Origin of the sequence: Microbacterium songi, assembly GCF_042747925.1 — a bacterium.
Taxonomy (GTDB): domain Bacteria; phylum Actinomycetota; class Actinomycetes; order Actinomycetales; family Microbacteriaceae; genus Microbacterium.
This window is the reverse complement of the sequence record NZ_JBHZIE010000014.1, coordinates 1-13202: the sequence shown is the minus strand read 5'-3', so window position 1 is coordinate 13202 and position 13202 is coordinate 1. Positions and strand designations below refer to the sequence as shown.

Sequence of the window (13202 nt, the reverse complement as noted above, 5' to 3'; positions counted from 1 at the left end):
CGCGTCGACGAGATCGAAGGTAGCGACCGACTGGCCACGCCCGTCGAACACGTAGAGCCGATATCGAGGGTCATCACGCTCCCAAGTCGAGTCTCGTTCGTCTACTTCGACTGCTTGCATGAGCACACCCTACGAGGTACTTCTGCTATCCCCGTTGGGGTCGATCAACGCGACACCGCTGGTCGCGCAAGCGGATCCGCTTGCGGACGCTCGTCCCGACGGGAAGTGGACATCTTCACGCAACGATGACGGTGCAGCACGTGGACATTTCTCGAGTCGATAGCCCGCTCTTACGTGCGCGCGGCGGACAAGTCGCGCCGTTCCGTACAGGTGCTGCTTGGTGTAGCAAACCTTCTGAAATGTCCACTTCGCGCGTGAATGTCCACGCGATGTCTTTATAAATATTTGGGTCCCCAGCACGATGTCTCCGACGCGCCTCGAGCCTCACGCCGATCGAGAAAGAGCACCGTCAGTACCGTGAGTTGCTCTCAGGTGGTGCGGGTGCGCCGGCGGCGGGTGAGCAGGGCGGCGCCAGCGAGCAACAACAGCGCGCCGAGCCCGGTGGGCACGAGCGGGTCGGGGGCGCCGGTTGCCGCCAGGGCGGACGCGGGAACCGATGCCGGCGGCACCGGCACCTGTGGCACGGGCGGCGGCGGCACAGGCGCTGGCAGGGGCGAGGCGCCCAGGAGGGCGTCGATTCCGGTGCGCTGCTCGCCGTTGGCCAGGGCGATCCGCGCCGCCGACGCTTCATCAGCTTTCCCGTCCCACCACGTCGAGACGAGCTCGCCGTCGATCACCGCAGAGAACTTGACAGTGTATGGGCCGGCACGGAGCCCGCTGGCCGACCACGTGCCATCACCCCTGGTCTGATAACTGTCACCAGAAACAGCGCCGTTTACCGATACCGAGGCTCCGGCAACCGGTTCGCCCGAGGAGTCGGTCACCTTGCCCGACAGTGATGCAGAGAATGTCTCGAGCACGGAGCTGTCATCCTCGGAAAGCACCACGTCGATGCTGTCGACGCTTCCGCCAGCGCTCAAGACGATGTCGTCAGCAGACGCCGCGTCCACGGCGTTGTTCCACCACTCGGTCAACATCGATCCGTCGCCCCGGACCTGCTCAAAACCGATCCGGTAGGTTCCCGCATCCAAAGCGCGCGCAGTGAATGACCCGTCAGCTCGCGTGTAGACGCCTGTGACGTCTTCACCGCTTGCCATATCTCGAACATTCACACGGACATCGTTGAGAGGTGTCCCGGAGCCATCGACGACGGTGCCCGAGATACTGGCAGCCGGCGCGAGGCGGGGGCTGATATCGGTGGCCATCTCGCCTGCGCTCAGGTCGAGGGTCGTCGCGGACTGCTCGGTCTTGGCGTCGTCCCACCACTCGCCCGCGACCTCGGACGAGGCATTCTGCGTGTCAAACTCGATCTTGTAGACCCCCGCTTCCAAACCCGAGATCGAATAGCTTCCATCGGCCGACGTGGCGGCGCCACCGCCCGGTCCACGCACTCCGTCTGTCACCCTGTACGCCCAGACCGTCACATTCGCGACGGGCTGCCCTGCGTCGTCGGTCGCGACACCGCTCACTGTGGCACCGGTCGTGAGCTGCGAGTCGACGGTCGTCGTGGCGCCGCCGGTGACGGTCACCACGGCGGCAGACTGGGCGTCCGGAGCGTCATCGAACCACTCGCCCAGAAACGCACCCGAAGTCGAGAACTGCACCTTGTAGTCACCCGCAGGCACCGAGAACGTGTAATTTCCCTCGGGCCCGGTCGTCCTCGAATCGACATAGTCGCCCACGCCATCCGATGTCGCGCGGTAGAGCGTGACAAAGGTGAATGGGGCGGGTGCGCCCACCGTGTCGGTGACTGTGCCGGCGATGACCCCCGCGTTCGACAGGACGGCGTCGATACCGGTCTGCTGCCCACCAGCGGGAAGGTTGATGAGGGCCGCGTTCGATCGCGAAGTGGCGTCATCCCACCACTCACCGGCAAAGGCTCCGCTTCCGCCGAGAGGCACGAACTGAATGACGTAGTCACCCGCTTCAAGCCCTGTCGCTCTGTACGCTCCCGACTCATCGGTCAGCGCCACGCCTCCGAACGCGCCGGTGACGGCGTTGCTTGCCTGTACGGAAACCCCAGGAATGCCAGCTCCCTGCGCGTCAGTCACAACGCCACTGATCGAGGCACCGGTGGCCAACACCGGGCTGATACCGGCGACTGCCACGTCGCCCGAGACCGTGATCGTGGTCGCCGACCACAGGTCGGGGGCGTCGTCCCACCATTCGGGAACCAAGTCCGTCGAGCCGAAGGCCGTACCGACTTGGATCCGGTAGTCGCCATCTGCGAGTCCGGCCAGGCCATACGACCCGTCGGTGTCGGTCGTTGCGGAAGCGTCCCACATCCACTGCCCGCTGGCGGCGTCGTAACGGTATGCGACGACCTGAACGCCGGACGCCACGGCTCCGGAAGTGTCAGTGATGACGCCCGATATCGATCCCGCCGGCACCGCGTTCGCTGGGGCGGCCGAAAGGCATCCTCCCGCGACCATCAGGACAGCGAGCAGCCACCCGATCAAACGAGAACCCTTGCGATGCTGGACTGAAGACATCAACACTCCCCCAAGTGATTGTGCGCGCATGCGCACCCCTCCCCCCCGCACTCGAGGCGCATCCCAGACTGACCGCAGACCACGCGAAAGTCTCGGACGGCGACCGAGTGCGTTGTATATTCCGCAACAATGATGCATCGAGGATCTGCGGCGCAAGGATCGCTCATCAATTCGACAAGAGACGGCCACCAAGAGAGGTTGCTCACGGCCCTAACCCACCCGATATTGGTCGAAACGCACCGAGCCACCACGGCAGTCTCGAGTGCCTACACGACTAACGCCTTAACCACGGGGATGGGCGGATTCACGACCGCAGAAATCGTGGTCCCGATGTCACCAACAGTGCGCTTCAGCCCGAGGCGCCGCGTTGCGTCTTCGGGTCGACGACCGTTTCGCCCCACACCACTACTGACCCGCCCCACGCCACGGTGAGAGCACCAAGATGACCATCCAGTTAGGCGAGCACAGCTCGCGGGGGTCGCGACCGGACTCGGTCGCTTGCCGCCCACGTGTTGGTTCGCATGTGCGAAGTCCCGACCTCGAGGCGGCAGCGTGCCCTCGACGCGGTGGAGGATCGTCTTTCGGACGTGGACGCCCTCGGCATCCAAATGACGACTTGATTGATGGTTGCATGGTCGAGTGACCTGGATATGGACCTTACTTCTGGCTCTGCTGGGACAGGCCCTGTGCATCGCTTCGATCGTCGCTTACCGCCGCGCGCACCCGAACGCGAAATATCCTGCGTGGCGGTCACCTGTCGGACAGACCGAGGGAGGCCGGCAACTTTACGGCGCAGGGACGGCCCTGACCACAGCTGGCGCGCTGATGACTGCTTACATTTCGGGCAGTGGCTTGGGTGGTGCGTTCATCGTCGTTTCTTGCTGGATTCCCGTGATCGCCGTGATCATCGGAAGCAACATCGCTGCCGCCCGACGTCGTGCGCGGCAATCTGAAACGTAGAGCTACCTGAGCCGTCCACGGATCTTTCAGGGGTGCCTGGTTGTGGTCGCCTGTTGCTGTCGTTCGATTGTCCGGTAGATGGTGGACCGGGCGACGTTGAAGAGTTCTGCGAGCTCAGCCGTTGAGTGAGTCCCCGCGTTGTGCACCTCCATCAGGTGGCGCTGCTGGGCTGTTGACAGCTTGGGTTGCTTCCCGCGGAGGTGGCCTTTGGCTTTAGCCACCTGCATTCCTTCGCGGGTTCGGGCGCGGATCAGGTCCGATTCGAACTCGGCGACCATGGCGAGGACGTTGAATAGCAACCGGCCCACAGGGTCGAGTGGATCGTGCACCGAGCCTCCGATGCTCAACTTGACATGCTTCGCTGTCAACTCGTCGATGATGTCCTTCGCATCGCGGAGTGACCGAGCTAGCCGGTCGAGTTTTGCAACGACGAGGGTATCTCCGTTACGGCATGCGGCCAGCGCTTCGCGAAGACCGGGTCGCGCGCGATTCGTGCCGGTCAAACCGTGGTCGGTGTAGATGTGCGCGGGGTCGACGCCGAGCCTTTCGAGGGCGACTTTTTGTGCGGTGAGATCTTGTTCGTATGTGGACACGCGCGCGTATCCGATCAGTAATTCATTCATGTCCGAAGACTTCCCCCACGAGGTCGCTTGGGCTAGACGTCAGCTCACACGAGCAATCGGTCCCAGACCCCCGAATCGCTCACGAACCGGTCCGCGAACTTCTTTGTCTCGGTGATCTCATGCTCCGTCAGGTGAAAATCGCCGGACCAGCCCATGCAGCGAAGGTGCCAGTGGTCGCGTAGCTTCATCGCATGCCCGATGATGAAGCCACACCTGCCGGGGTCCCGCCCGCGAGTGAACGGGTCGAGTTGTCTGCGCAGCTCGATCAGATCACCGAGGAACTTGAAGAGATTGCTCGGCGCAGATTGAGACGTCTACCCAATTCGTGGACTTTGGCCGTCGAACGTCGATCCAAGAACTCGAGGCGCAAGCAGACCTACTCCGCGCTGAACTGCAGCAGCCGCCGGCCAAGGGGCGACCTCCGAGGTCGAGCTGGATTGGCTGGGTCGTCCTCATCGTCGCCGTCCTTGCCGTCTTTGCGGCGCTCATAGTGGTCATTCCACAACTTCCAGCGTAGAAGCGACCGGACCGAGCCGCGTCAGGTCGGGGTGCAGAGCGCTAGCGGCATTCGCAAGGACCGGAGCCCGTTGCGATCCGGAGGGCGCGACTCATCGAGTACGCCACGACCCGGCGCGCGGGCCGACCATCAGCCCGGCGTCAATGCGATGACGACATCCATGAGGCCCACGATGATCAACACATTTAAGGAGGTGGCAGCACCGGGCCCTGCGTGATGGCGCGAGGCTAGCGGCAATAGCGCAAACGGATCGTCAATCGGCTATAGGAACGGCCGATGGGATGGGGTGCTACAAGCGACGCCGCCATAGGAAGGCGTGGACCGCTAGGCCAAGGAATATCACCCCGACGGCAACGAGCAACGCGTTCCAGCCCCACCCGGGAAGATTGAGCACGTTCCCGATGGACACCTTGGATAGCTCCTCGGAGGTTTGAGTGACTGCGAGGACTATTCCCAGTAGGAGGCACATGATGCCCAACACTGCGGGAGCAAACACGGCCTCCCTCGAGGGCCGTCGTGTCGGGCGTGCCATTCCGTAACTATAGGCCGCACCCGCAGTGATCATCGACATCCTCGATGAGGGTCTGCTTGCGCCAACCCAACTGTCCCGTTCGACTGACGGAAGGCGGGACTGGAGGGTCACGGCACCCCCGACCGTCATCGAGCGGTCGCGACTCTCGGCAAACCTCGGGCACGGCTACCCTCCCTGACGACATCGAGCGACCGCTCGAAACGCGTCCGGACTCGGTGAATATGCCTGCTGGCGAAGTCACGCGGGCTGAGCAAAACCTGGATATGTCACCTGATAAGCACTGGATAGCCGGTTGATCAGCTCAAAAGATCATTCCCGGAAGCGGATCGCTCAGCAGGCGTGGTGGGTGCTTGTGAGGCGACCGCGCGTTCAGCGCTGTCGGCTGGCTTGTTCCCGGACCCATGTGTGGGCGTACTTGGCCAACTCGTGCGGCGTTGCCGTAGCTCGAGGGACAGTGAAGTCGACATCGCCTTGAGATGGGCCCCAATCGTTTAGACGATGATCGTCTCCCCACGAACATTCGATCCGAACCTTGCGGTCACCCTCGACTACCAGGATCCATGCCCAGCGAAGGTCATCGGCGTGATGACAAACCTCAACTCCCAATAGCGGTCGAGCAGCCGGCACTCCCACCGATTTCTCCGGTGTGAGGCCAAGGTTTATCCAGTCGCCTGCAAACATGCGCAGCTGTTCAACAAAGTTTCGCTCCATCTCCGTCCGCGCAGTGACGCCACGAAACCATGTGCCGGCTTCGTCTTGCGGGCCTTCCAAAGGTGCGGAGTCGCGGTACGGGGCAAAAACTGTTCGGCGTTGTTTGGGTCTGACGCCGCCGTTGTGGTGTGGTCCGCTCACGAGGACGCCCCAGGCGTTCGTCAAGTTGCTTGAATGGCGTCCGCGGTGGGCCTCACCTCCGTCGCCGACGAGCTGGTTGATGACCGACCACGCGGCGGCGTGACCGTCCCCATGAGACTCGTCATCGAAAGTCCACCATCCCAGTGGTGGCGTGTGCACGTGGACGACCACGAGCCCCCCGGCGTCGGACGAGGCAAAGTCTTCGTCGTGGCCCACCATCACATCGAACGCGACCGCGCCGGGCCTGATTGGGCTCACACGTAGGATCCGATCGAATTCTTCGACAGGTGATTCGAGAACCACCATTCCGTCGCTACCGACGAGCTGCACAATTGAGTCGCCCAGTCTTTCGGCGGCGCTTCGCGACTTGCCTTCCTCGAATGATTCCACCCGACCATCATCCGCGACGCCAGGTTGATCGCAAAGGGATCGGCTTGCCGGGAACGCGTGCTCCATGCTTTCGAGGACTGTCTACGCCACACCGCGCTACTCCTCCGACGCGTGATTCCGTTCAGCGATTGCCTGACGCTGTCGTATAAGCGAAATATTGAAGCTGAGTCCACTTCCGGCGACGGCAACTGCGGTCAGCAAACCCGTGGCACCAACCACGGCGGCTGGTGCGGCAAGCAGCCCAGCAATGACCGGGGCTGCGGTGCTCAGCACGGCCACAACCGCGAGGAACCAGCCGGCTCGGCGCGCGCGCACGACCTTCGGGAGATTGACCGCACGCGCCGCAAAATCGTCTGAATGGTCTGATGTCACGTTCGTCACTCTCGTGGTTGACAGGCGATCTTCGCAACTGGCCAGCCGACCTTTGGGGCGAGGTGAGGTCCGTATACCGGTCGGTGAGCGACCGCCTAGTGAGAATTCCGCTCGTCCTCTGCCCGCGCGAGGCTTCGCAGCATAGTGATGGAGATTGCAACGGTGCAGGCTGAGCCGACTACGGTGAACCAATTTCCGTTTCTCCCGTCTGTTAGCAGGATCAGCGCCGTCATCGCCAGCATCACGGCAACCGCGATCGCCAGCAAGGTCCACCAAAAAGAGCGCGATTGCGCAAACCGTTTCACGAGCTAATTGTTCCAAAGATCGCGGCGACCGTGCGCTGCAAATCATCTGCGCCCGGATCACCATCCCCGCGGGACCCAGAGCTAGTGCGCATACGCCGGCAGGTGGTTGAGGTCCGCGAAGAAGCGGCCCCACCCGAGGGTTACACGCTGGCCTGCCGGCTAAGCGACTTGCTCGAGTAGGACGGAGGAAGATGTGGATCATGACGAACACTCGAATCTCGCGAATTGTGTTGTGGACTGCTCTCGCAGGTGTTGTCGTTGGTTCGCTGCTTATCGCGGTGAGTGTTCTTCTCGGCGCATCGCCGGTCGCCCTCCTGTCGGTGGTCGGTGGCCTGCTGACTGCTGCGGTGATCGTTTGGTACGGCCGACACATTCTCTTCAACACTGAGCTGAAGCGCGGCCAGAACAAGGAGACACAAGGCAACTGAGGCGTACCCGCTTGCGTGACAATGAACGTCTCGGTCAGCGACCGGCTTCCGGGCGGGCATCGCGAGGGTGCGGCTCGAGCCAGAGTGGTCGGCGCGACAAAGGGCATGCGACCGCAGGCGCCATGGTGAAATGCGTGCGTGGCTTGGGCGGCCGCCGCTCGAATGTCGCAGTCGTTCGCTACTGTGGCGTCACGTTTCGCAGCGTGGTGTACGGGAGGGCTTGTGGCCGAATCGATTAGCGCCAAACAGTTTCATGATGAACAGGGAACGGCTGGGTGGCACGTTCTGTACGGGGGTGCGCAGACGGTCTTTCCGACGAACTCGTTCGCGACAGGCGTCGAGTTCATCCGACGTATCGCACAGGCGACGGTCTCGGTCGGTCGTGAGCCCGACATCGACCTGCGGCCCGAAGCCGTGGTCGTCCGCACCGCGTCAACGCCCCGAGGCGGACTTGACACCATCGATGTCAAGCTCGTACGGCGCGTCTCGGCTATTGCCGCGGAGCTGGGGCTCAGAGCTGACCCGTCTCAGCTCCACACGATTCAGATCGCCATCGCTGAGGCTGAGGGGGTGAGCACACGTGATTTCTGGGTTGCGGCGCTGGGGTACGAGTCACTTGGCGGTTTCGTGGTCGACCCGCTCCGCCGCGGACCACGGATGTGGTTCGACGAGATTGCCGCGCCGGGACGCGGCCGTACCCATATCGACGTGGCCGTGCCGAACGACCGTGCAGACGAGCGCGTAGCCGCAATTGTCGACGCAGGCGGGCGGCTCGCGGATGACTCCCATTCACCCGCGTGGTGGACGTTTGCGTCCCCCGACAACCACGGTGTCGACATCGCCGCATGGGGAGATGTCGCCGACAAGGCGTGATCGTCTGTTGACAGCCACGACGGAATGGCGTCACGGAGGTCTCGACCCAGCCCAAGAAACCGAACGGGTCACTGAGCGGGCGCTGATCGCCGCCGGGTAGGTAACGGTCGGCGCGCAGAGGGACCCCGTTGCGGGCATTTCCCTGACCGACTACCGGGAACTGCCTGTTTCGACCGGCAAGGCCATCAGTATCGTGTTCTGCCAAGATCAGGTAAGCGCGCCAGAACCTCCCGGGTGTAGCCCCGAGCCCGATCGGACGAATGCATGAAAACCAACAAAAATCTTCGCGCGGGGATCTTTTTCACCTGCGTCGGTGCGATTTGCATCCTGATCGCCGTGCCGCTTCTACTCACCGGCGACCTGTCATCGGCGTCTGCACGGTTTCCGTCGCTTGCCCAGGGCGCTGTCATCTACGCAGGACTCGCCATCGGTGTCGCGATGCTTCTCGTCGGGGTCTTCTACTTAATGAAACGACGCAGGTAGCGGACGCCAGGGTGAGATTGCGGGACGACCGAAAGGCCGGTCGTGGATTGCCTTACGGTTGACCGGTCGTGGATCCTCAATCGGCCCTTGGCCCCGGTGTGCCATGGTGGAGACATGTTCGCGCGGCCGCAGTCCCCCGCGGGGGCAATCGTCATCGGGGTTTGTGCCGTCCTTTCCGGCTTGATAGGCCTGACGCTCCTCTTTGGGGACTTTGTCGCGGACACAAACACCGGCCCGATCGTGGTGGCGCTGATCGCGTTGCTGTGGGCTAGCGGGATCTACTTCATCGCGCTCGGGAGCGTGTGGCGAGCACGAGACCGAAGCGGTTCTTAGAGCGAGCGGTGTGCGGGCATTGTGGGAGCGCGATTGACGTATACAAATTGGTAATGGCTGAGCGTCGGGTTCGGAACGTCAGTGGGTGGGTCCTGCTCGCCGTTGGTCTGGTCCTGCTCGGTCTAGGGGGTTTCCAGCTCTGGCTACTTTGGAACGTACCGCCGGGTTCTCCTGGGACTAACGGTCTACTGTTTCCTCTCGTCTTCGGCCTGGTGTCCCTCAGCGCGGGCATCTATTCGCTAGTGAGGAACAAGCCGATCGCTGATGACGGTGCGGTGCGCTATCCGTACCTTTTCAAGAATCGGGAACGAGCTGAGGCTCGCACTCAATCGTCGCAACAGACTGTCGACGCCGATCACGTCGCCGGGATCTTCTCTAAGCGCCCGACTAACCCATCGGCGATGCTTGTGATGGGACTCGTGTCTCTGGTGGTGGCGGTCGCCAGCATCCCACTTCTCATAGCAGATCCGCTAGCCGTCGGGAGAGGAGTGCCGCTGCACCTGGTGCCGCTCGCCCTGTTTCCCATAGGCGTCTGGTTCGTAGCCGTCGGCGCTGTGTGGCGGCGCCGCGATCGGACACATCGCTAGGAGACCGCTGAGCGATCGCTCATCGGGATAACTATGCTCCCGGAGCCCACCTACCAGAACGACGACCAAGCGAGGAGGGCGACGATCACTATCGCGGTCAAGCCGATGATTATCCATCCCGTTCGCGAAGACCCTCTGCTCAGAGTTGGTCGGGGGTCTTCGACGCCGAGCCTCTCTCGGATCTCGGCAGCTTCCTTCTCCAATTCATCACGTTGGCCGATCGGTGCATCGAACTCCATGGCTGGCGGCAGAGACATCGCCAGCAGTTGCGCGTCGATTTCCTGCAGACGCGCACGCAAGCCGTCTGCATCATCGTGACCGGGTTCAGTCTTCTCGAACATCCCTCTTCCCGTGACGGAGGCGACTCTAGCGCGTCCTGAGTGGGTGTCCGCATGCGGATCCATCTGCGGTTGGATGCCGCATGACGTCTAACGAGTCAAACTCACGGTGACTGTGGTACCCCTTGGTCGGAAGTCTCCCGCGAGACGAATGAGGGTGCGGTGTTCGATCCAACCCGCGTCACGCGACTCGGCATGGTCGACGGTTTCCACGAACAACTCGAACCGTCGCTCCCCTTTCTCCGCGAGGATCCAGGCCAAGACTTCCTCAACTGAGTCCGCATCGGTGACTCGCTGCGGATCATGCCGGGCCGACTGCGCGATGTCATCGCCCGTCCAGAAACACACCCAGTAGACCGACGCGTCTTCAGTGCTGCGCCTCGAAATACGACTCATCCCATTCAGCCCGCATCTGCCCCCCTCGTTCCCCACGACGCTAACGCTCCCGAGGTCGGTCGGCACTCTCCACCTCCTGAGATTCGCCACAGCTGCTGTCCGGTGACCGATCCCTCTGCAGGACGGGTGCTGGCGCGCTGAACGCCATGAGTTCGGGGCCGCGCGCCCAGAGGCGGTGCATGCCAAGAAATCGGGCACTGCCTCTGGTGAGGCGCTCATTCTGGCGAGCAGGCTATTCGCGCAGGAGTTCCCTGATGCGCGCTGGGTCTGATGCGAGTCGGCGGGCTGCCTGTGAGAGCCGCCGGGCTTTCCTTTCGCTTGAAAGGTAGGCGACGAACATGTCGCCCTCCGAGTCGAATCGCGGATCGAGGGCGCGGAGCACAGAATCGGCGGCGAGGAGAGCGTTCAGCAGCTCTTCGACATCTGGACCAGACGCGACGCGGTCTGCTACTGCGGTCAGCCACTCGAAGTTCGTTTCGGAGACCATCCAACCGCCTTCGTCCGGAGAACGCTCAATGGGGAAGCCCTTAGCTCCCGCACGTCGCGACGGCGTTCGCAGTTGTCTGACGTCCCAACCGTGCTGTTCGGCGCGATCGGTCCACTCAGCAGGTGGAAACGGAGCCCCGGGAGAATCGAGTGCAACATGCGGCAACGAGAGCGGCAGACGGTCCCAACCGTCCGCGGTTCTGCACGCTCGGAAGAGCACGCTTTCGACGGCAATGTCGCCCAGCATGTCGAGATTGACCACATCTGGACAGGACATCACATAGAGGCTTTCCAGCGCACTCATACCGGCAAGCTCTCGACAGTCGAATCGTGCGACGTCAAGTCTGTCGAAGCGGCGCATTTTTTCCGGGCAGGCGAAGACTGGGAGAGTAGTTTGCCGTCGTCCCTCCAAGTGACTGAACTCCTCGATGGGGCCAGCGAAATGGGTCACGGACGACGCTAAAGGCCCCTCGACGTTCACCCGTCGCAGCCCAGGATTGGCGGCCACGCTCTCGACCGCCACCGTGAGCGCCCCTTCGAAATCCAGCAAGTGGGGCAATTGCGACAGGTCTGCGCCACCCCGCACTCCCGGTCCGAGGCCAAGAACCTCCAAGGCTTCAGCTTGTTCGAGGATCTCCACGTCCGTAACGAGGGCCTCGCTTTGGATAATCAGACTGGGAATCCTCGTGATGATTGGGGCGAGAAACCCCAGGGAGATGGTCTCGCCTTGGAATCCCGTGAGCTTGAGCCCGAAACCCCTCCGACCGACGGTCTCTAGCTCATCCTCGGTCGGCAAGCGATCATGCCGGACAATACCCCTGTGGCGAGCCATAGCCACACCCTGCCAAGCGAACCCCTCCGCGTCCAGCAGGTTCGACCCGAAGAGCGATGCTGACCGCAACCTTGGAGCCTGACAACCGCGACGGGTACCGCGGCTGCTCCGAAGACGCCCGCCCGTAGGCGGATCCGGTTGCGGACTAGGACAGCATCTGAGCGAAGGCGTGGGCGCTACTGCGACAGCGGCAAGATCTTGCCCTCGATGCCAGCCTTGAGCGCGAGCCGCCGCACGGTACGGAACGCCTCGGAAGGTGACCAGGACTCGAGCAACCATCAAGCTTCCGAGTGGACTTGTTCGAGCATTTCGCGCAGGAACCCCGGGCGAGGGTTTCCGACCGCCGCGCTGTGAGTATTTCCTGCGACGGCCATGATGACGTTTATTGCACGGTTGGGTATCGGGGAGTTTTGGAATCCCACAATCACGGGCGTGTGGTAGTCAAACGTTGATTTACCTGTTGTTCGGAGTGCCCACTTCAGAGTGGGATCGCGAGCGACGATGATGTCGCCCATCGTGAGCGCCACATCGAAGGCGACCGCGTACCAGAGAGCTTCCATCTCCGCGGGATTCTCGGAGTCACGCGTGGCGTACGTGCAGAGGAACGTGTCGAGGCTCTCGACCAGAGCATTCTCGGGGTCAGTCGCGAAACCGTTGTGAGTGAGCAGCGACCTCAGCATTCGTCTTCGTTCTTGCCGGGATTCCATTACTTGCTGGTATGTCTCGCGCGCTTGGGCACGGTCCAACTCCATGAACGGGACGAAGTGGGGCATCTCAAAGGACACGTATCCGAGCCAATGCACGTCCGGATGTTGCGCATTCACTTCGAACTCCGTTGCTTTGTGGCTTTCGTCGTGGTGTCAATGGTTAGAGCTGTTTGAGAAGGGTGTCGCTGTGGCCAGGGCATACAACCCCACCTGCTGCCCACCGTATCTGCAGCTATCAGCTCGCCGACGATCATAAGGATCCAGTCGGCGCGGAGATCACCCGACCCGCTTTGTGTTTGCTCGTCGGAGGGCACACGGCTTTGGACGCAGCCGCGAGCCAATCCGTCCTGGTCCCAGCAGCGACCGCCGACGTTAGTTGGGGATTCGCTTGAGCGACTCGCTGTTCCGCTCACGGACCCCAACGGGGATAGCAGAAGTACCTCGTAGGGTGTGTTCATGCAACCAGTCGAAGTAGACGAACGAGACTCGACTTGGGAGCGTGATGACCCTCGGTATCGGCTCTACGTGTTCGACGGGCGTGGCCAGTCGGTCGCTACCTTCGATCTCGTCGACGCG

11 protein-coding genes are annotated in these 13202 nt (G+C 62.5%); 5 read left to right on the top strand and 6 right to left on the bottom strand.

The features are described 5' to 3' along the window. Positions 1–488 precede the first annotated feature (488 nt). Positions 489–2642, bottom strand: coding sequence for a carboxypeptidase regulatory-like domain-containing protein (locus tag ACFM35_RS15980; RefSeq protein WP_378843871.1), 2154 nt, complete (start codon positions 2640–2642; stop codon positions 489–491). A gap of 609 nt (positions 2643–3251) precedes the next feature. Between ACFM35_RS15980 and ACFM35_RS15975 the strand changes: the two genes are divergently transcribed. After that, entirely contained in the window at positions 3252–3572 is a 321-nt protein-coding gene (locus ACFM35_RS15975; RefSeq protein ID WP_378843869.1) for a hypothetical protein, read from the top strand. A 26-nt stretch (positions 3573–3598) separates the two neighbouring features. Here ACFM35_RS15975 and ACFM35_RS15970 read toward each other — a convergent pair whose 3' ends face one another. Together ACFM35_RS15970 and ACFM35_RS15965 are read right to left on the bottom strand one after the other, a co-directional pair. Then, positions 3599–4195: a recombinase family protein gene (locus ACFM35_RS15970; protein ID WP_378843867.1), complete on the bottom strand. Its 597-nt coding sequence runs from the start codon at positions 4193–4195 to the stop codon at positions 3599–3601. Between the two features lie 1418 nt (positions 4196–5613). Next, the gene (locus ACFM35_RS15965) at positions 5614–6486 is read right to left on the bottom strand and encodes a hypothetical protein (RefSeq protein WP_378843865.1); all 873 of its coding nucleotides are present in this window, start codon (positions 6484–6486) and stop codon (positions 5614–5616) included. A gap of 111 nt (positions 6487–6597) precedes the next feature. Between ACFM35_RS15965 and ACFM35_RS15960 the strand changes: the two genes are divergently transcribed. The 4 genes from ACFM35_RS15960 to ACFM35_RS15945 all read left to right on the top strand — a co-directional run bounded on the left by ACFM35_RS15960 (position 6598) and on the right by ACFM35_RS15945 (position 8947). Beyond that, the gene (locus ACFM35_RS15960; protein WP_378843863.1) at positions 6598–6843 is read left to right on the top strand and encodes a hypothetical protein; all 246 of its coding nucleotides are present in this window, start codon (positions 6598–6600) and stop codon (positions 6841–6843) included. Between the two features lie 520 nt (positions 6844–7363). Beyond that, the gene (locus ACFM35_RS15955) at positions 7364–7591 is read left to right on the top strand and encodes a hypothetical protein (RefSeq protein WP_378843861.1); all 228 of its coding nucleotides are present in this window, start codon (positions 7364–7366) and stop codon (positions 7589–7591) included. Between the two features lie 138 nt (positions 7592–7729). After that, positions 7730–8464 carry a VOC family protein gene (locus tag ACFM35_RS15950; RefSeq protein WP_378843859.1) on the top strand — a complete coding sequence of 245 codons (735 nt, stop codon included), beginning with the start codon at positions 7730–7732 and terminating at the stop codon, positions 8462–8464. A gap of 264 nt (positions 8465–8728) precedes the next feature. Further along, positions 8729–8947, top strand: a complete 219-nt coding sequence (locus tag ACFM35_RS15945) for a hypothetical protein (protein WP_378843857.1) — start codon at positions 8729–8731, stop codon at positions 8945–8947. Between the two features lie 970 nt (positions 8948–9917). On the opposite strand, the gene ACFM35_RS15940 is transcribed toward ACFM35_RS15945, so the two are convergent. From ACFM35_RS15940 to ACFM35_RS15930, 3 genes are all read right to left on the bottom strand, one after another. Next, complete coding sequence (locus ACFM35_RS15940; RefSeq protein WP_378843855.1) at positions 9918–10208, bottom strand: hypothetical protein; 291 nt, start codon at positions 10206–10208, stop codon at positions 9918–9920. A 625-nt stretch (positions 10209–10833) separates the two neighbouring features. Continuing rightward, positions 10834–11919 (bottom strand): hypothetical protein, encoded by a 1086-nt coding sequence (locus ACFM35_RS15935; RefSeq protein WP_378843853.1) that lies wholly within the window; start codon positions 11917–11919, stop codon positions 10834–10836. 278 nt (positions 11920–12197) lie between these two features. Then, positions 12198–12743: a hypothetical protein gene (locus tag ACFM35_RS15930; RefSeq protein WP_378843851.1), complete on the bottom strand. Its 546-nt coding sequence runs from the start codon at positions 12741–12743 to the stop codon at positions 12198–12200. Between the last annotated feature and the right edge of the window lie 459 nt (positions 12744–13202).